The sequence below is a fragment of the Pseudomonas sp. NPDC089734 genome (assembly GCF_044748865.1).
Lineage (GTDB): Bacteria > Pseudomonadota > Gammaproteobacteria > Pseudomonadales > Pseudomonadaceae > Aquipseudomonas.
This window is the reverse complement of the sequence record NZ_JBIVGV010000004.1, coordinates 299,566-317,110: the sequence shown is the minus strand read 5'-3', so window position 1 is coordinate 317,110 and position 17,545 is coordinate 299,566. Positions and strand designations below refer to the sequence as shown.

Annotated in this window: 19 protein-coding genes and 2 tRNA genes; 8 read left to right on the top strand and 13 right to left on the bottom strand. The window is 56.2% G+C overall.

The window, feature by feature from the left end; all coding sequences use genetic code 11:
* Nucleotides 1–690: 690 nt before the first annotated feature.
* From ACIPY9_RS07950 to ACIPY9_RS07940, 3 genes are all read right to left on the bottom strand, one after another.
* Nucleotides 691–3,051: a TonB-dependent siderophore receptor gene (locus ACIPY9_RS07950; RefSeq protein ID WP_400699028.1), complete on the bottom strand. Its 2,361-nt coding sequence runs from the start codon at nucleotides 3,049–3,051 to the stop codon at nucleotides 691–693.
* Between the two features lie 103 nt (nucleotides 3,052–3,154).
* Nucleotides 3,155–4,093: a FecR family protein gene (locus ACIPY9_RS07945; RefSeq protein WP_400699026.1), complete on the bottom strand. Its 939-nt coding sequence runs from the start codon at nucleotides 4,091–4,093 to the stop codon at nucleotides 3,155–3,157.
* Entirely contained in the window at nucleotides 4,090–4,626 is a 537-nt protein-coding gene (locus tag ACIPY9_RS07940) for an RNA polymerase sigma factor (RefSeq protein WP_400699023.1), read from the bottom strand. The genes ACIPY9_RS07945 and ACIPY9_RS07940 overlap by 4 nt, the downstream gene beginning before the upstream one ends.
* A gap of 221 nt (nucleotides 4,627–4,847) precedes the next feature.
* Here ACIPY9_RS07940 and ACIPY9_RS07935 point away from each other — a divergent pair, with 221 nt between their 5' ends.
* From ACIPY9_RS07935 to ACIPY9_RS07925, 3 genes are all read left to right on the top strand, one after another.
* Nucleotides 4,848–6,062, top strand: coding sequence for an aldose 1-epimerase family protein (locus ACIPY9_RS07935; RefSeq protein ID WP_400699020.1), 1,215 nt, complete (start codon nucleotides 4,848–4,850; stop codon nucleotides 6,060–6,062).
* 203 nt (nucleotides 6,063–6,265) lie between these two features.
* Nucleotides 6,266–6,339 (top strand) — tRNA-Cys (locus ACIPY9_RS07930).
* Nucleotides 6,340–6,533: 194 nt separating this feature from the next.
* Nucleotides 6,534–6,791: a DUF1652 domain-containing protein gene (locus tag ACIPY9_RS07925; protein ID WP_400699017.1), complete on the top strand. Its 258-nt coding sequence runs from the start codon at nucleotides 6,534–6,536 to the stop codon at nucleotides 6,789–6,791.
* A gap of 43 nt (nucleotides 6,792–6,834) precedes the next feature.
* On the opposite strand, the gene ACIPY9_RS07920 is transcribed toward ACIPY9_RS07925, so the two are convergent.
* On the bottom strand, nucleotides 6,835–7,044 hold the full coding sequence (locus ACIPY9_RS07920) for a hypothetical protein (RefSeq protein WP_400699014.1): 210 nt from the start codon (nucleotides 7,042–7,044) through the stop codon (nucleotides 6,835–6,837).
* A 220-nt stretch (nucleotides 7,045–7,264) separates the two neighbouring features.
* Between ACIPY9_RS07920 and ACIPY9_RS07915 the strand changes: the two genes are divergently transcribed.
* The gene (locus tag ACIPY9_RS07915) at nucleotides 7,265–7,453 is read left to right on the top strand and encodes a hypothetical protein (RefSeq protein ID WP_400699011.1); all 189 of its coding nucleotides are present in this window, start codon (nucleotides 7,265–7,267) and stop codon (nucleotides 7,451–7,453) included.
* 52 nt (nucleotides 7,454–7,505) lie between these two features.
* Here ACIPY9_RS07915 and ACIPY9_RS07910 read toward each other — a convergent pair whose 3' ends face one another.
* Both ACIPY9_RS07910 and ACIPY9_RS07905 read right to left on the bottom strand, forming a co-directional pair.
* On the bottom strand, nucleotides 7,506–7,643 hold the full coding sequence (locus ACIPY9_RS07910; RefSeq protein ID WP_400699009.1) for a hypothetical protein: 138 nt from the start codon (nucleotides 7,641–7,643) through the stop codon (nucleotides 7,506–7,508).
* Nucleotides 7,644–7,944: 301 nt separating this feature from the next.
* Nucleotides 7,945–8,109, bottom strand: coding sequence for a hypothetical protein (locus ACIPY9_RS07905; protein WP_400699006.1), 165 nt, complete (start codon nucleotides 8,107–8,109; stop codon nucleotides 7,945–7,947).
* A gap of 402 nt (nucleotides 8,110–8,511) precedes the next feature.
* Between ACIPY9_RS07905 and ACIPY9_RS07900 the strand changes: the two genes are divergently transcribed.
* From ACIPY9_RS07900 to ACIPY9_RS07890, 3 genes are all read left to right on the top strand, one after another.
* Nucleotides 8,512–8,772: a DUF1652 domain-containing protein gene (locus ACIPY9_RS07900; RefSeq protein ID WP_400699004.1), complete on the top strand. Its 261-nt coding sequence runs from the start codon at nucleotides 8,512–8,514 to the stop codon at nucleotides 8,770–8,772.
* A 365-nt stretch (nucleotides 8,773–9,137) separates the two neighbouring features.
* A complete protein-coding gene (locus ACIPY9_RS07895; RefSeq protein ID WP_400699001.1) occupies nucleotides 9,138–9,329 on the top strand; it encodes a hypothetical protein in 192 nt (63 codons plus the stop codon).
* Between the two features lie 132 nt (nucleotides 9,330–9,461).
* Nucleotides 9,462–9,887: a hypothetical protein gene (locus ACIPY9_RS07890; protein WP_400698999.1), complete on the top strand. Its 426-nt coding sequence runs from the start codon at nucleotides 9,462–9,464 to the stop codon at nucleotides 9,885–9,887.
* A 268-nt stretch (nucleotides 9,888–10,155) separates the two neighbouring features.
* On the opposite strand, the gene ACIPY9_RS07885 is transcribed toward ACIPY9_RS07890, so the two are convergent.
* From ACIPY9_RS07885 to ACIPY9_RS07855, 7 genes are all read right to left on the bottom strand, one after another.
* A complete protein-coding gene (locus ACIPY9_RS07885) occupies nucleotides 10,156–11,472 on the bottom strand; it encodes a DUF6161 domain-containing protein (protein WP_400698996.1) in 1,317 nt (438 codons plus the stop codon).
* Nucleotides 11,473–11,647: 175 nt separating this feature from the next.
* Nucleotides 11,648–11,733: transfer RNA gene (locus ACIPY9_RS07880), tRNA-Leu, on the bottom strand.
* Nucleotides 11,734–11,914: 181 nt separating this feature from the next.
* The gene (locus ACIPY9_RS07875; protein WP_400698993.1) at nucleotides 11,915–12,949 is read right to left on the bottom strand and encodes a DNA topoisomerase IB; all 1,035 of its coding nucleotides are present in this window, start codon (nucleotides 12,947–12,949) and stop codon (nucleotides 11,915–11,917) included.
* A 62-nt stretch (nucleotides 12,950–13,011) separates the two neighbouring features.
* Nucleotides 13,012–14,100, bottom strand: a complete 1,089-nt coding sequence (gene modC, locus ACIPY9_RS07870) for a molybdenum ABC transporter ATP-binding protein (RefSeq protein ID WP_400698991.1) — start codon at nucleotides 14,098–14,100, stop codon at nucleotides 13,012–13,014.
* 3 nt (nucleotides 14,101–14,103) lie between these two features.
* Complete coding sequence (gene modB, locus ACIPY9_RS07865) at nucleotides 14,104–14,784, bottom strand: molybdate ABC transporter permease subunit (RefSeq protein ID WP_400698988.1); 681 nt, start codon at nucleotides 14,782–14,784, stop codon at nucleotides 14,104–14,106.
* Nucleotides 14,785–15,552 (bottom strand): molybdate ABC transporter substrate-binding protein, encoded by a 768-nt coding sequence (gene modA / locus ACIPY9_RS07860; RefSeq protein ID WP_400698986.1) that lies wholly within the window; start codon nucleotides 15,550–15,552, stop codon nucleotides 14,785–14,787.
* A 115-nt stretch (nucleotides 15,553–15,667) separates the two neighbouring features.
* Entirely contained in the window at nucleotides 15,668–16,744 is a 1,077-nt protein-coding gene (locus ACIPY9_RS07855; protein WP_400698983.1) for an NAD(P)H-dependent flavin oxidoreductase, read from the bottom strand.
* A 127-nt stretch (nucleotides 16,745–16,871) separates the two neighbouring features.
* On the opposite strand from ACIPY9_RS07855, the gene ACIPY9_RS07850 reads away from it, so the two are divergent.
* Nucleotides 16,872–17,519 (top strand): TetR/AcrR family transcriptional regulator, encoded by a 648-nt coding sequence (locus ACIPY9_RS07850; protein ID WP_400698980.1) that lies wholly within the window; start codon nucleotides 16,872–16,874, stop codon nucleotides 17,517–17,519.
* Nucleotides 17,520–17,545 lie beyond the last annotated feature (26 nt).

Below are 17,545 nucleotides of genomic sequence, written 5' to 3'. Positions count from 1 at the left end.
CGGATGAATCCGCTCCTACGACTTGTGCAACTATCCCAGGTAGGAGCGAATTCATTCGCGAAGCCAGTATCCATGACGATGCAAATGTCATGAATGTACAGGCCTCTTTCGCGGATGAATCCGCTCCTACGACTTGTGTAACTCGCCCAGGTAGGTGCGAGTTCATTCGCGAAGCCAGTATCCATGACGATGCAAATGTCATGAATGTACGGGCCTCTTTCGCGGATGAATCCGCTCCTACGACTTGTGCAACTATCCCAGGTAGGAGCGAATTCATTCGCGAAGCCAGTATCCATGACGATGCAAATGTCATGAATGCGCAGGCCTCTTTCGCGGATGAATCCGCTCCTACGACTTGTGTAACTCGCCCAGGTAGGCGCGAGTTCATTCGCGAAGCCAGTATCCATGACGATGCAAATGTCATGAATGTACGGGCCTCTTTCGCGGATGAATCCGCTCCTACGACTTGTGTAACTAGCCCAGGTAGGAGCGAATTCATTCGCGAGGGCAGTATCCATGACGATGCAAATGTCATGAATGTACAGGCCTCTTTCGCGGATGAATCCGCTCCTACGACTTGTGTAACTAGCCCAGGTAGGAGCGAATTCATTCGCGAGGGCAGTATCCATGACGATGAAAATGTCATGAATGTGCAAGCTTCTTTCGCGGATGAATCCGCTCCTACGGCTCTTAGAACCGGGCGCTCACGGTGGCTACGACCGATGCCGGCGCGCCAGCATAGTTACCATCGGTATTGGCAACGGTTTCGATGTATTTGCGGTCCGTGAGGTTGCGGCCATTGAGCGATACCCGGATGTTCTCATCCACGTCATAGAACAGGCTGGCGTCGAACCGGGCGTAGCCGCCCACATCATAGCTGTTGTCGATATCGCCCTGACGCTCGCCGACGCCGATCACACCGGCACCAAAACCCAGGCCCCGCAACGGGCCTTCCTGCAACTGGTAGCTGGACCACAGTGAACCGCTCAGGGTCGGTACGCCTTCAAGCTTGTTGCCGACCTCAATGGTGGTGTCCTTGGTCACTTCGGCATTCAGTACGCTGATGTTGCCAATGATTTCCCAGCCATCCAGCGGGGTGCCGCTGACGTCCAGTTCGATACCGCGTACGCGTTGTTCACCGGTCTGCACCGAGTAATTGTCGTCATCGGGATCGGTTGCAGCGACGTTCTGGCGGGTGATCTCAAAGGCAGAGAGTGTGGCGCTCAAACGATCCGGAATCAGGTCGAATTTTGCACCGACCTCATACTGGACACCTTCTTCCGGGTCCAGAGGCCTGCCATTACGCTGAAGGGCGCTCTGCGGACTGAATGACGTGCTGTAACTGGCGTACAGCGAGAGCCAGTCGGCAGGTTGGTAAACCAGTCCGACTCGTGGCGAGACTTTACTGGGGGCGACGTCGGTTCGGGTGATGTCAGCAGTACCAAGAGTAGTATTTCTTTGCCGGGTATCGTCGTAGCGGGCACCGACGATCAACTTCCATTGTTCGTTCAGATCGATCTGGTCTTGCAGGTAAAAGCTGTAGGCGGTCAGGTCGAAACTGGCTTTTTCATTGAATGCAAAAGGACCGGGCGTGGCACCGTAGACAGGGTTGAAAATATCGATGGAGGTCAGCGTGGCGCGGTCGCTTCGGCTGCGGCGCTTACCGTCGATGTATTCAAAGCCAGCAAGCGCGGTATGAGCCAGCCCGCCGGTGGTGAATCGAGCGATGGCCTCGAATTGCATGTCCAGGGTCTTGATCCGCTCTTCACCGTCTGTGGCGCGGCGGGCCAGAGTGCGATCATCCGAGCCCAGGCTGCGCAGGTCAACCACATAACGATCCTTGTGTGAGTTGTCCCAACGGGTCATCTGGCGCAGGGTCAACCAATCATTGACGTCATGCTCGGCGCGATACCAGACCGCAAACTTGTTGGCCTTGTCCCTGGCCCAGGCTTCTCCCAGATAACGGTCGGCACTCATGTTGATCTTGCCGTTGACCGGGATCAGGCCCCGGTCGAACGGGCTGGTCTGGTCAATGTATTCCATGCCGCCATCGACCCGGGTCGTGTCATTGGGTTCCCAGCGCAGGGTGGGTGCCAGATAGGTACGCTTGCTGTCGCGGAAGGTGTCGCGAAAGCCTCGGTCGGTCTGCGTGGCGACGGTCATGCCACCCGCCAGGGTCTTCGCTTCGTCCAGCGGGCCGCTGGCGCTCGCTTCCAGGCGATAGAAATCATAAGAACCCGCCTGGACCTTGACCCGGGCTTCTGGCGTGAAGCCAGGCTTGCGGGTCACCAGGTTGATCAGCCCACCGGGGTTGCCGCGACCGTAAAGCACCGAGGCCGGGCCTTTGAGCACTTCGACCCGCTCGATATCGGCCAGGTCCCGCAAGGCTTCGGGACGAGAGGCCAACGGGTTGATCAGCATGCCGTCGACGGCATAGTTGATGGCCTTGAAGCCGCGAATCACGAAGCTCTCCGAGGAGCCGCCGTGGGAATTGCTGCGCTGCACACTGCTGACGTTGGTCAGGGCATCGGCGAGGTTATTGGCCTGCTGGTCTTCGATCACCTTGCGCGACACCACCTGGACCGATTGCGGAATATCACGCAGGGCCGTGTCGGTCTTGCTGCCGGTGGCACTGCGTGTGGCCCGGTAACCTTGTACTGCGCCGTCTGCCTGCTCGGTGAACACATTGGAAGTAATGAGAGAAGGTGCGAGATCCAGCGAACCGCTGGACGGTTGCGGGAACAGCAGCAGGATGCGGTCTTCCGTCAGCGTCCAGCTCAGTCCCGAACTCTTGAGCAGTCGGGCCAGCGCTTCCCGCTCACTGAACTGGCCATTGACTGCCGGTGCCATCTTGCCTTGTGCCAGTGCGGCATCGAAGCTCAGTTGCAGGTTGTTCTGCCTGGCAAAGTGAGCCAGCGCCGAGGCCAGTGGCTGAGCGGAGAGGGCATAGTGTGCCGTGTGCAGGTTATCTGGCGTTTCGGCCGCCAGAACCGTGTCCATCGGCAGCATGATGAGCAGGGCCAGAGTCGGCAATGCAGGGGCGCGCGACATTGATACGATCCTTTATACGTCTGAATTGCATTTGAGATGTTTTCTCAAATTGGTCATGAAAGACGTAGGCCGACGTGATTTTTTCCACCTGCGTATAAAAAAGTCAGAAATTTCCTAACATGTGTACCCACGGGGTCACTTGTCGGCTTTCAACGGCCAGGGATTGCGCCAATGCCTTGAGCGCACGATCGGGGTTACTCAGGTCGAATACGCCGGTGATGCGTCGCTGTTTCAAGGCCGGATCGGCGATCACTATCCAGCCTTTGGCATAGCGCTGTAGCTGGTCGGTGATTTCGGCAACGGTCTGGTTTTCGACGAAGAGCGAGCCAGTGCGCCAGAGCGCGACCTGGGCAGGATCAAGGCTGGAGCGCTCGATCTTGCCGGAGGGCCAACTGAATTTCAGACGCTGACCGGGCATCAAACGCTCGCTGAGCGGCGGCTGCTCGTTTTCGGCCTGCACCTGGCCGTGTTCCAGGGCGACTTCGGCGTAATGGTCCTTGAGATCCAGATCGAAGGCCGTGCCCAGCACTCGCACGGACATCTGGCCAGCCTTTGCAATGAATGGATGTTGCGGATCGGGCGCGACCTGAAAGTAGGCCTGTCCCTGCAACAGCTCTACGTGCCGGGTACTGCCATCGATCCGACGCAGAGCGCTTTGCGGGCTCAGGGTAATGATGGAGCCGTCGGCGAGCTGAACGGCCCGGGTCTCTCCGACGCCAGTCTGGTAGTCGGCACGAAGACCGAGCGTCAACTGCGGTGCCATCAGTACCGCGACTGCTGCCAGCCCGGCAGCCACAGCAAAGCCTGCCCAGGCATGCGTGGCCCTTCGTTTCCGTGGAGGCGGAATGGGCAGGGCAGCAGGCTCTACGACGGGCGATAACTCGCCAAGCGAATGCCACAGTCTTTCCATCTTCCGCCAGGCGGCCTGGTGTTCAGGGCTGGCCTGTAACCAGCGCTCGAACGCCTCGCGTGCTTCAGGCTCTTCCTGCAGGCGAATCTGCCAGTCACTGGCCTGTTCCAGCGCATCGTCTTCAAGGCTCACAGTGAAGGATCCTTGTCGTCGAGGTCATCCGGATCGTCCACTTCACGGGCCAGACGCACCAGGGCATCACGCAGCAGCCGGTGTGCCGTGGTCAGGGAAACGCCCAGTTGCTCGGCGATCTGCGCCAGAGTACAGCCGCCGAAACGGTGCATCTCCAGTGCGCGGCGACTGTTTTCAGGCATGGCCTCAAGGACACCGGATAACCGGTCAAGGGTCATGCTGTGCTGGCACAGGTCGGCAGGGTCATTGATGTGTACTGGCTGTAGCCAGCCTGTCGGGGAAACCTGGTGTGCCTGTTCGCGGCTACGACTGCGTATGAGGTCCAGTGCCAGATTGCGCACGATCCGGTACAGGTAGGCCGAGGGTTGTTCAATGGTCGTTCGGGTCGAGGCCTGCTGTGGAGCGAAGCGAATCCAGGCCTCCTGCACGATGTCTTCGGCCTGCATGCGATCACCGGTGATCCTGGCCGCGTAGCTGACCAGTTCCTGGCGAATCCCCAGAAACGTGTACAGGTGCGCGGAAGAGTCGGTCATTGCGAGGGTCTCGGGAGTGATAACGGGCAGGGCAGCCAGAGGAAAGGGCGCAGTTTAGACGTGAACGATAAACGTTTTCAATTGTGAGGGCGCATCAGATTATTGAAACGCCCTGCGCAATTCTCTTTCACGACTCTGGGGATTTTGACTAGACTTCTTGCGTAGCTGAAACGATTAATCTTGTTCAGTTGCTCCCATAATTCCAATAAGGACCACCCGTCATGAAATCGCTCGCCTGGCTTTTCGGCCTTACCGCCATCGCCTCTGCCTCCAATGCGCTTGCCTGGGACTATGTGCTGCTCGATACCGACAAGGCCGCACAGAATCAACAGATCACCAGCGCCCAGCTCGGGATCAAGACCGACAAACCGTTTTCGGTGACGATGCGCACACTGCACGGTGGTCGTCAGGAGGGGGTGAGCATCATCGATATCGATAACGGCACCCTGAAACTCTCGGTGGTGCCGACACGGGGCATGAACGTCTTGAACGCCTCGGTCGGTGATGTGCGCATGGGCTGGGACTCGCCGGTAAAAGAAGTCGTCAATCCGGCGTTCATCGAACTGAACGGTCGCGGTGGGCTGGGCTGGCTGGAAGGCTTCAACGAACTGGTGACTCGCTGTGGCTATGAATGGGTCGGCCATCCGGGCATGGACAAGGGGGAGCTTCTGACCTTGCACGGTCGCGCAGCAAACATCCCGGCGAATAAAGTGACCCTGCACATCGACGAAAAACCGCCTTATGCCATCCGCCTCAAGGGCGAGCTGAAGGAGCAGGCCTTCAAGAAAGTCGACTTCTCGGTCCAGACCGAACTGGTCACCGAGCCTGGCAGCGCGGCGTTCACCCTCAACGATACCTTGACCAATAACGGCGACTATCCGAAGGAATACCAGGCGCTGTACCACAGCAACTTCAGCACGCCATTCCTGGAAGAGGGCGCACGTTTCGAGGCCCCGGTGCAGCAAGTTTCGCCTTTCAACGAAAAGGCCAAGGGCGACCTGGCTGACTGGCAGACCTACCGTGGCCCTACGCCGGATTACGACGAAACCGTCTATAACGTCGTGCCTTATGGTGACGCCAAGGGCGATACCCTTACGGTACTGCACAACAAGGCTGGAAGCCTCGGCGTATCCGTTGGCTTCAATACCCGTCAGCTACCGGTATTCTCTCTCTGGAAAAACACCGACACCCGCGGTCAGGGCTATGTCACCGGGCTGGAACCGGGCACCAGCTTTTCCTATAACCGCCGCTACCAGCGTCCGTTGAAACTCGTACCGACCATCGCACCGAAAGAACAGCGTCAGTTCCAGATCCACTACAGCCTGTTGGCAGACAAGGGCGCCGTCGACACCGCACTGGGCCAGATCAAGGGCATTCAGGACGGTCGCACAACCGAAGTGCGCAAGGAACCCTTGGTGGATCTGAATAAAGAGTAATTCCCGACGGATTCAATGGGCATGTTCGCAATTATTTCATTCTCGTTGTTGACATGCCCGGTCAATCAGTCCAGAATTGCGTCCATTCCTGATTCAGGAACGAGAAAAACCCTTAAGATTCAATGGGTTGAGAATCAAGCTAAAGCTGGATTCCAAAGAGTTCAAATGCGGTTGATGTTGTTATAGAGCATCGAACGTACTGAGGCCGAGTAGCAAAATGGTTATGCTGCGGATTGCAAATCCGTCTATGCCGGTTCGATTCCGACCTCGGCCTCCACTATTGAAAACCCCGTAGATTAACGTCTACGGGGTTTTTTATTGGGCGCGGGAAAGTGCCCATTGTTTCCGCAACGTTGTGCAACTCTCGGCCAGGTGTGTAGCGGCAGCTTATTATGTGCCGATGATCGGCAACAGATTGACGTGAAGCTTGTCTATGCTGGGTGAAACGATTCTTTCCGAAGAGAGCGCACCATGTATTCAAACCCCGATCTTCAGCGAGTCCTTGAAACGGCTTTTTTGCCTTCCAGGTGCGAATGCGTCATTGCTACGAACAATAGCTTCTCGGTAAAGCTGACCCATCCTGAGTCAGGTGATATCGAGTTGTATGTGACGGGAATGCCTTTATCCGAGCTGTCAAACAGTCGATCGATCGCTCGTCTGGTGCTCTCCTTGCGAGAGCAAAGGGATCTCATGGGGAAAATGGAGTTGTCCATGAGACGGCTGGGGTAGGGCATGAACGAAAGGCCCGGCACTGGGCCGGGCTATCTGTTGTTCATTCAAGCATCGCGCTGTTTGCTCTGCGCCGTAGCTCCTTCGCCTCATCAAGCGTGATGAGTTGCAGCACCCGCATGTTTCCGATTCGGGCGAGAAGCGCTTCAAGGATTCTGTCCGTTCTCCCTGAATGGGATTTGATTCTTGCGATCATCTGTTCTGCTGCCGAGAAGAAATCAGTGCGCAGGATTCTTCCTGTCTCACTTTGCATGTTGCATATCCACACACCCTCAATTTCGGCGGATTATGCGTGAAAACTTTGAAAATGAGGAGGGTGGGCGTCTTGGTTTCATCCTGAAGGTTGTCTATCAAGAATCCGTTGATTCATCGCATATGGAACCGCACCACTCAAATAACCACCCACCCTTACAAGCCGGTCAGCACGCAGGAATACCAGAGTGCGGCCAATATTCATGACAAAGGAGGGTTATATGAGCCTGACAGTTTTGACTGCCTGGGTCATTGGTGCGCTGGGCCTGGGGATGCTGATTGGCGGTCTTGTCCTGATTCGCAGCCCGGCCGTATTTATCATTGCCGGGATGGGATTCTTGAGCTGGACGTATGTCGTTTCCAGAGTCACTGGTCGTGTACAGCGTCGACAGGTGGCAAGAGGCGGATAGGGAACTGCCAGCAGTCGAAACTGTTGGCAGTGCAGATGGAGTACCGTGCTATTTAGCGCTTGTGCCCCGTGGCGTGCTCACCGTCGCAACCCAGCGCTTGCGGATTGTCGGTGCAATTGTCTTCCTGAAACGAAAAGTAGCTACAACCCGATACTGTCAGGAAAATACACAGCAACATGACTTTTTTCATGAACACTCCCGATCAATGTTTTTTCAAATGGTCGACGGCTTTATTGGCCTGCTTTGCCACTGCAATGGGAGAGAGCACGAGGATTGAAAGTAGAAGCAAGGCAATGCGATTCATCTGGCACTCCTTCATGACGATGAATACTTTGTCGGTTTGCAGGGCTCGATTCCTTTTGACGCAAGTTGCGACCAGCCATATGCAGGCACTGTGAACATAGTGCAGGAAGGCTCTGTGTGCATTGCCATTCGTCCTGAGTCGCAATCCGGATATCAATCACGCATGACGTGAATAAAAACCTGACGGCTCACTTTGAGTGTTTGCCTTCATTCCGGGCAGTCTTTTGGGCCGTGGAATCATGTTCTGTTCCAGAGGAGCCGTCTGGACGATGCGCATCGTTGTCGCGCTCGACTTCGCCTGATTGATTCGACGGCGGCGTTGCCTTTTTCTTCATATCGGAACTGTTTCTCATGATCGCCTCCAGGCGGAATGATCAATTGATCAGGGTCTAGAAATTGAGAGTTCTCCATCGGGTTGGTTCAATCAGATTTTTTGTGAACGACGCAGCAGAATCATTGAGTAACAAACAAAGCGCTTTTCTGAAAAAAACTGACCGGCTCATGCAGTCGGGAGGACTCCAGGCCATGGGAAGCCATTATGGCTATGGCGTGAAAGTTTAGACAGTCATTGAAAATCAGAGGGTTGAAGTATCCACGATGCATTGAAAATCATAAGGATAACTATATTGACGCAGAAACCCTGAGCACATATGAGTCGGCATGAAGGCGTGTGAGGTCCATGGTCGCAAGGAAAATGCAAATGTTGGGCTAGACTGAAGTGTTAATCCGCTCAACAGCGTCACAAGGACGGTCAAATGCTTTCTCATCTCGAATTGCGTCACGTTATGGAAGTAGCCTTCAGGCCCACCATCTGCAAATGCACCATTGCCTCAGACGGATTGATGACCATCGAACTGAAAAATCCGGAAACCCATGTCAGAGAGCTGACAATGACCGGAATTTCGACGGCCAAGCTCAGTGGTGGCCGTGCCATCGCTGCTTTGGTCGGAGAGATCAAGGATGAGGCAAGACGAGCGCTGACTTCCGGGAAGGAAGAGGTCAAGCGGCAGGGGTAGGGCTATCGCCAGCGCCAGATACCGGATTTATTCAGCACTGCCGTATAAGCCGTTCAATACGACCAATTATGACGGTGATGAGCAGCGCAATAGATCCGGGCGAGAAAAACCTCTTGCGATTTGACAGGTAGCGCTCTGGTCATACGCCAATAAAACGGCTGAAGCTTGCGAGCAAGATCAGCGACATAAAGTCCCCATGGTTTCTCTTGAGCTCTCCAGACCTTAACCGCATTTCACCCATTGTTGTGGGTGTTGATGCTCAGTTCATGTCGTGTTTCACTCCTTCGCAACACGTTTTTTCTCAGGCAAGCGATCAGGCCTTGCCTAGCTTTATATTTAAATGATTGTTCATCAGGAGGAACAGCATGAGCAAGGGTATCAGGAATCCGTTTTACTTCGCTGGCGTACCGTTGGTTGCGATGGGCGCTGTATTCGCTGCCATTGGCGCATCAGGTCAAGGCGCATTTGGCTATACGGCTGTGGGATTGTTCATTCCAGGGCTTGTGCTTGTCGTCGCTGGGTGGCAGTCGCGTCGCAGGAAAACATCGGGTTTGTAAGGAGGGCAAGGTCGCGAAACTCTGGTCAATCTCGTCGCACAGAGCCTGAAGAGTGGGGCGTTAAAGTTATTGGGCTCCTGCCGATACATTTGTACAAAAATGTACAATATGGATACATTTCGGGGGAGTGGGATGAATATATCGATCAATCAGTCAAGTCAGGCGGTTATGCAGATTAAAATCAATTCTGCTGTCGCGGGCGTGGATGATGCCAATGAGTCCGAGAAAAGCAAAAGCGAAGACAAGGGCGTTGTCGAGGCTGCAAGCGATAGCAAGGGCAGCCAGAAGTCAGGAGCCGCCGGGGGAGGTAGTGGTGGCGGAATGAGTCTGACAGCGTCGATGCTTCAGCAACGGATCAAGGAGCTCGAAAAACAGCTTGCTGCCGAGCAAAAGATGCTGGCACAAGTTCAGGCTCGCAAAACGGAGTCTGAGCAGGAAAAAATGGCGCAAGTCACAGGGCTTCAGGCTCAGATAGCGAATACGACGGCTGCATTGCAAGAGACCGCTGCGCAATTGGTACAGGAACTCACCAAGAACCCTGTAAGAACGACGGCCTGACCCTTGGTATGCCGCTACCTAAAAAGACACGGACTGTTTTATCACTGACCAGGAGGTCGAAAATGAAGAAAATGATGTTGGCTGTAGTGCTGCTGTGTGGTTTCTCGCTGAACGCTCAAGCCGCATGTCCGGTATTTGGTCCATCCAAGGACCCATGCAGCGGTCCGGTTTTTGGCCCGACCACGTGTGAATGCCCTTAGCCGCTGATGGGCTTACCCAGAGCTTGAAACTCTGGGTAAGTTTTCTCATCAAATCCGGGACATGTGTTTCAAGTGGGACGTCTGTCTCCGATGGTTTTCAAGATAAGTTCTATCGGTGTCGAAAAACCTACCTCAGGGCCAGCAATAGCCTGGGAAGGTTTGAAGAGTGACTCCAGCACCAGTTTCCGGTCCGCTTCGTCCTTCAGCTTGCCTTCGTTCAAGAGTGCCAGGTAAGTCTTGGTAAATGTGATTCTTTCTTCGGCCTCAAGTGCAAGCTGTGAATGCGTGTTGAATTGCCTGAGGGCAATTCTTATCCCGACGCCTATCAAGGTAATGAGCAATGCCGCTTTTGTCAGCTCGGCAATCGCGCTGACAATGGCGGTCGTGCCGTTTGGCTCTGCGGGTATAATCGCTGCCTTTATTTCTGCTTTTTCTGCTGTGTCTACTTTGGCAGCCGTTGCGTTTTGTGGGAGATCATGTTTTGACTCTTTTATATCGAGAAAAAAGATGGCCCCCAAAAACATGAGGAGCATCAATGAGGTTGCGATGCCTAGCCACCATCTTTTCTGTTTGGTGTGACTGGTCTTTCTGTTTTCCCAGTAAGAGACTGAGGTGTCGAGGTCTATCTTGAGATTGAATGCATCCCTGGCACTCGTCAGGTCCCGCTTGGCATCCTGAAACTCTTTATCTGCCAGTGCGGCAGCTCGTCTGGCATACCTTTTATAGGAGGCCGCTCTTCGTCTCAAAGTGGACTTGAGTTTGATCGAGTCTTTGTGAACCTTGTCTTTCATGGCCATTGCGTCAATCTCAACGTTAGTGGCCTCAAACTCGATAGCTCTCTTGACTTCTTGGGAGCGAGACTCGAACTCCTCAGATAGTGAGTGCAGTCTGTCCATGTGGGACTGTCTGGTGAATTCGTAAGTAGTCTGATTCTGTATAGCGATGTGTATGCCGAGGCTTTTCTCGTAAGGGTAACTGTCTATTTCCTGCAATAGGTAGTTGCTATTGTTGAATGCTGTACGATTTTGAGGGTGCAGGTACACCAAAGCGATGGCGGCGACAATCGGACCATAATGTTCTCGGACATTGTTTATGAGTATTCCGTCAGCACTGGTGCTGCTAACGTAAGGCAAGGCATCACGACCTATTTTCAGGATGATGCTTTTCTCATTATTTGCGGCAAGCGTTGTTTTTAGTTCTGAAAGGGGAGCGTGGAATAAGGCTCTATAAAGCTCTCTTGTAAATCCACTAATATTTCTTTCGACGTTTCTTAACCAGCCCCAGGCTTGCGTCTCGTCCTGAATCCACTTTTCACATGTAGAGACTGAAAACCTGCGAGGCACGTCATCGTTCACCTGCAGTGACACATCTACGCTATCGACCACGTTAAAACTCCATTTTCAAACATGTCTGCAGCAGTTGTACTGAGCAATGCCATCGAGCGTTCAGGAAGGGGATGATTCCAGTCCATCAAGAAGCAGGCTGTGCTGCCAGGGATTGCAGACCGTAAAAACACCAAAGGCCTGCCGAGTTTCCTCATGCAAGCCCTTGATTGATAGATGGTGCCCCGAGCCGGGGTCGAACCGGCACGTCCAGAGGACGAGGGATTTTAAGTCCCTTGCGTCTACCAATTTCGCCATCGGGGCGGTAGCGCCAAGGCAGCGAATATATACATCCCGTCCCCATGAAGCAAGCGCGCAAGGCCTTCAGATGGCACAAGATGTTACTTTTGGTGCGAAATGAAAAGTCTCTGTAAATCATGGGGCTACGAATATTGCTTGTGAGGATGCTGCAGGTTCTGGTCAATGAGCCGGTGTGTGGGTATGGCTACTGGTCTTCTGATTTTTCGGCACGTTGCGTCAGACTGCGCAGGTAGTGCGTCAGGGCGACTTCCTCGCGCTGCAACCCTTTGCGTTGCCGGGTTCTGGGCAGCTTTGCCAGGTCGCCGAGCAGGAATCCTTCGAGCACGGCCGGGTGGATGTAGCACTTGCGGCAGATGGCAGGTGTATTGCCCAGTTGGCGGGATACGGCCTTGATCATGTCGACGATGTGTTTCTTGGCATCGGCCTCCGGTTCCCAGTGCAGCTTGCGCAGGGTGGCCAGTGCCAGTGCGCTGGCTGCCCAGGTTCGATAGTCCTTGGCGGTGAAGTCTGCGCCGGTGAGGGTTTGCAGGTAGGCATTGATATCCGAGGAACTGACGGTATGGCGCTCTCCGTCATCATCCAGATACTGGAAGAGGTGCTGCCCCGGCAATTCCATGCAGCGCTTGATCACGGTGGCCAAGCGCCGATCCTTGATGCTGACGCGGTGTTCTATGCCGCTTTTGCCTCGAAACTCGAACAGGACTTGTGTGCCGCGTACCTCCACATGCTTGTTGCGCAATGTCGTCAGGCCGTATGAGCGGTTCTCTTTGGCGTAGCGGCTGTTGCCGATGCGGATCAGGGTCGCGTCCAGCAGTGAAATGACTGTCGCCATGACTTTCTCGCGGCCGATGCCGGGTTGCGCCAACTGCGTTTCGATCTGTTTGCGGACCTTGGGCAGTGCATGGCCGAAATCGATCAGGCGTGAATACTTGTTCTCGTCGCGAAGGGTTCGCCAGTGGGGGTGATAGCGATATTGCTTGCGACCCCGTGCGTCGCGCCCCGTGGCTTGCAGGTGCCCGGCCGGGTCGGCGCAGATCCACACGTCGGTATAGGCCGGCGGTATGGCCAGGGCATTGATGCGTGCGATCTCGACCTCATCGCGGAGGCGTTGGCCGTTTGTATCGAAGTAGGCAAATTTGCCTCTCAGGACCCGGCGGGTGAAGCCGGGCAGGGTGTCATCGACATAATGCAGGGCAGGCAAGGCAGGTAGACAGGGCATGGGGACGTTTCCGGGGCGGTTATCTCCACTGACCATGCCGACCCCATGAGGTGCCCATTATTTCATGCCAGTACCGCGACAGCCTTGATCTGTGCCCAGAGTTGCTGCCCTGGATAAAGCCGCAGGTTGTCGTAGGAATAGCGGGTGATACGCGCCAGCAAGGGCGTTCCGGCGGCATCCAGTCGCACCAGCATGTGTGCGGTATTGTCCGCGGTCATTTCGCTGACCACGGTCACGGGCAGTCGATTGAGAATGCTGCTCTGGTTGTCCGCCTGCAGATTGAGGCTGACATCCCGGGCCTGAACCTTGACGCGCAAGGTCTTGCCCGGTGCCAGTTCGGCATGGGCCACGGTCAGCGGCAGCTGGCTGCCGGGCAGCGTCACGGTCAATAACTGGTAGTGGCTGTCATAGGCGCTGACGGTGCCTTCTATCACCACGCCAGCATCGTCGCCCATGGCCAGAGGCAGATCAAGCCTGGCGAGGGTTTCCTTTATCGGGCCGCTGGCCAGAACATTGCCTTCTTCGAGCAGGACGAGGTGATCGGCCAGACGCGCCACTTCATCCTGCGAATGGCTGACGTAGAGCATGGGGATTTCCAGCTCGTTATGCAGGCGCTCCAGATAGGGCAGGATCTCGCTCTTGCGTTTGCTGTCCAGGGCGGCCAGTGGTTCGTCGAGCAGCATGAGGCGGGGGCTGGTCAGCAGGGCGCGGGCAATGCCGACACGCTGGCGTTCTCCGCCGGAAAGTCTGTCTGGCAGACGATCGAGAAGATGATCGATGCCCAGTAATTCGGTTGCGTGCGGCAACTGCACGCTGCGCTGGCTCTTGTGGATGCGCTTCAGGCCGAACTCCAGATTGCCGCGCACGGTCAGGTGCTCAAACAGGCTGGCTTCCTGAAAGACATAGCCGATCGGACGCTTGTGCGGTGCAAGAAAGATCCCTTTGTCAGCATCCTGCCAGACCTCGTCATTGACCCGGATAAAACTCTGTTGGGCTTTTTCCAGCCCGGCAATGCAACGCAGGCAGGTGGTCTTGCCCGACCCCGATGGGCCATAGAGCGCCGTCACGCCCGTACCGGGCAAGGACAGGTCGACGTTCACGTTGAAAGAAGGAAAGGCCATGTGCAGGCGCACGGCGATGGACGATGCCATGAATCAACTCCAACCTGCTCTGGATTTGCCGCTTGAGTAGAGCGCCAGAAGAACCAGAAATGAAAAGACCAGCATGGCGCCCGCCAGCCAGTGGGCTTGCAGGTATTCCATGGATTCGACGTGATCGAATATCTGCACCGACACCACACGGGTCTTTTCGGGGATGTTGCCGCCGATCATCAGCACCACGCCGAATTCGCCCACGGTATGGGCAAAACCGAGAATGGCACCGGTGATGAATCCCGGTCTTGCCAGTGGCAGCACCACATTGAAAAAGGTATCCCAGGGGCCGGCCCTCAAGGTTGCAGCCACTTCCAGCGGGCGCGTCCCGATGGCCACGAAGGCGTTTTGCAGCGGCTGCACGACAAAAGGCATCGAGTACACGACCGAGCCGATCACCAGCCCGGTAAAGCTGAACGTGAGAGTACCCAGCCCCAGGCTTTGCGTGAGCTGACCGACAAAGCCGTTAGGCCCCAGCAACAGCAGCAGATAGAAACCGATGACCGTCGGCGGCAGCACCAGTGGCAAGGCAACCACCGCACCGACCGGTCCCTTGAGCCAGGAGCGGGTCCTGGCCAGCCATAAGGCGATGGGAGTGCCAATCACCAGCAATATGACGGTGGTCAGCGACGCCAGTTTCAGCGTCAGCCAGATGGCGGCAAGATCGGCACTTCCCAGCGGCATTTACAGTTGATACCCGAAAGACTTGATGATGCTGGCCGCCTGAGGCCCCTTGAGGTATTCGACCAGCGCCTTGGCGGCGGCGTTGTCCTTGCCTTTATTGAGGATCACCGCGTCCTGCTTGATGGGGTCATGCAGTTCGGCCGGTACGATCCAGGCAGAACCGTTGGTGAGCTTGCCGTCCTTGTAGATCTGCGACAGGGCGACGAAACCCAGCTCGGCATTGCCGGTGGAAACGAATTGATAGGCCTGGGTAATGTTCTGGCCTTCGACGATCTTGGCTTTGGTGACATCGGTCAGTCCCAGCTTGCCCAGCACTTGCGTGGCAGCCAGGCCGTAAGGCGCTGCCTTGGGATTGGCGATGGACAGATGCTGATACCGGTTGGCCTTGAGCACGTCGCCTTTGCTGTCGACATAACCGCCCTTGGCCGACCAGAGTGCCAGGGTGCCGACGGCATAAGTGAAGCGTGAGCCTTTGACGATATCGCCTTCCTGCTCAAGCTTGGCGGGTGTCGTGTCGTCGGCAGACAGGAACACCTCGAAGGGGGCACCGTTCTTGATCTGGGTATAGAACTGGCCCGTCGAACCAAAGGCCGCAACCAGCTTGTGCCCTGTATCTTTCTCGAAATCCTTGGCGATGGCCTGGATTGGTGCCGTGAAGTTGGCGGCGACGGCAACTTGCACTTCATCGGCAAAGGCCGAGGACATGCCTAGGGCGGCGAGGGCGATGGCAAGCGATTTGAGGGGCAGGCGTGGCAGGGAAACTCGCATGGAAACAGCTCCAGGGTGTCTTGCTGAGGGGGGGAGGTGGACGCGAAAACGATTAGCGGCCATTCGCTATGTATTTAAATATATAGCGATGACACCCCCTCAGGGAAGCAATGTTTCAATGGCCGGACAGTATTTTCAAAGCGTTTTCAGCCAGTTGCCGTGTCAGGGCGGCAGCCGATAGCTCGTGTTTGATGCCCACTGCCTGACCAGCCCACAGGTTCATGAAGCCCGGATTGCCCTGAGGCTCTGCCTTGGCACGAAGCGGGGTCAGCGCACCTCCGGCCAGAGGAAAGTCTGGAGCCATGGCGCTCATGGGACCCATTTCGCTCATGATCCGGTTAACGATGCCCCGTGCCGGGCGTCCCGTGAAAATGTTGGTCAATGCCGTCTGGCTGTCTTTGGCGCTGCGTAATGCCTGGTGATGAAGTGGACTGACTTTGGCTTCCGGGCAGAACAGGTAGGCGGTGCCCACTTGCACTGCCGAGGCACCCAGAATGAAGGCGGCGGCGACACTGCGGCCTTCGGCAATGCCTCCTGCAGCAATGACCGGCACGCTGACGGCATTGGCTATTTGCGGTATCAGGGCAAAAGTGCCGACCTGGGTATGAAGCTGGTCGCTGAGGAACATGCCGCGATGGCCGCCGGCCTCATAGCCCATGGCAATGATTGCGTCGCAACCGTTGCGCTCAAGCCATACGGCTTCGTCCACGGTCGTGGCCGAGGAAATGATTCTGGCACCGGTCGCCCGGACCCGATCCAGCAAGGCAGGCTCGGGAAGCCCGAAATGGAAGCTCACGACTTCAGGCTTGAGGGCTTCGACCAGTGCGCAACTCTGCGCATCGAAGGGTGCCCGGCTGGAAACCGGCGTGGGTGCCTCGAAATCGGCCCCCAGCTCTTGATAGTAAGGTTGCAGGGCCTGTTTCCAGCGTTCGGCCCGTTCCGGATCAGGGGCGGGAGGCGTGTGGCAGAAGAAGTTCAGGTTCAGGGGCGCACGGCTGTGCTGGCGGATCAGCGCCACTTCCTCGCGAATCTGTTCCGGGCTCAGCATTGCGCAGGGCAGGGAGGCCAGACCGCCGGCGTTGCCGACGGCAATCGCCATGGCCGACCCGGTTGCGCCCGCCATGGGCGCTTGCAGGATCGGCAACTGGATCGAGAACAGATCAAGGATGCGTTTATCTGGCCATACACTCATTCCGCAGGCTCCATGTCGAGGCAGTCAAACGGCTATTGAGCGCGCTGTCATCGTGTTTGGCAACCCTTGCGTCCGCTGCACAGGATGCCGGTTTGACTTTTGAGACGGTCGGTCTAATATTGCCGCCATGACGACATCCATTGCTTCACTCGCTGATAAACCCCGACGCCCGGGCCGTCCGCCCAAGGTCGACCGCGCGAACCTGGAAACCCGTGAAGCCCTGATCCGCCGTGGGCTTGAGGTCCTGACCGAGCAGGGGTTCATGGCCACGGGCATCGACTACATCCTCAAGGAAGTGGGTGTTCCCAAGGGCTCCTTCTATCACTACTTTGAAAGCAAGGAAGCCTTTGGCCGGGTGGTGCTGGAGAGTTACGCCAACTACTTCGCCCGTCGTCTGGACCGCTGGCTGCTGGATGAGTCGCTGTCTCCGCTGGAGCGTCTGGTGGGCTTTGTGCAAAGCGCCAAAAGTGGCATGGCGCGGCATGAGTACCGGCGCGGCTGCATGGTGGGCAATCTGGGGCAGGAGATCAGTGTGCTGCCCGATGGTTTTCGTGAGGCGTTGGAGCAGATTCTGCAGGACTGGCAATCGAAGCTCGCTCGTTGCCTGAAGGCTGCGCAGCAGGCGGGTGAGCTGGCTGTGAATGCGGATTGTGACGAGCTGGCAGCGTTTTTCTGGATCGGATGGGAAGGTGCCGTATTGCGTGCCCGCCTGGTCAGAGGCGATATCCCCTTGAATACCTTTATTGCCGGCTTTCTCCGCGGACTGCCGCAGTGATTGCTCGGGCCTATTTAAAGACGATC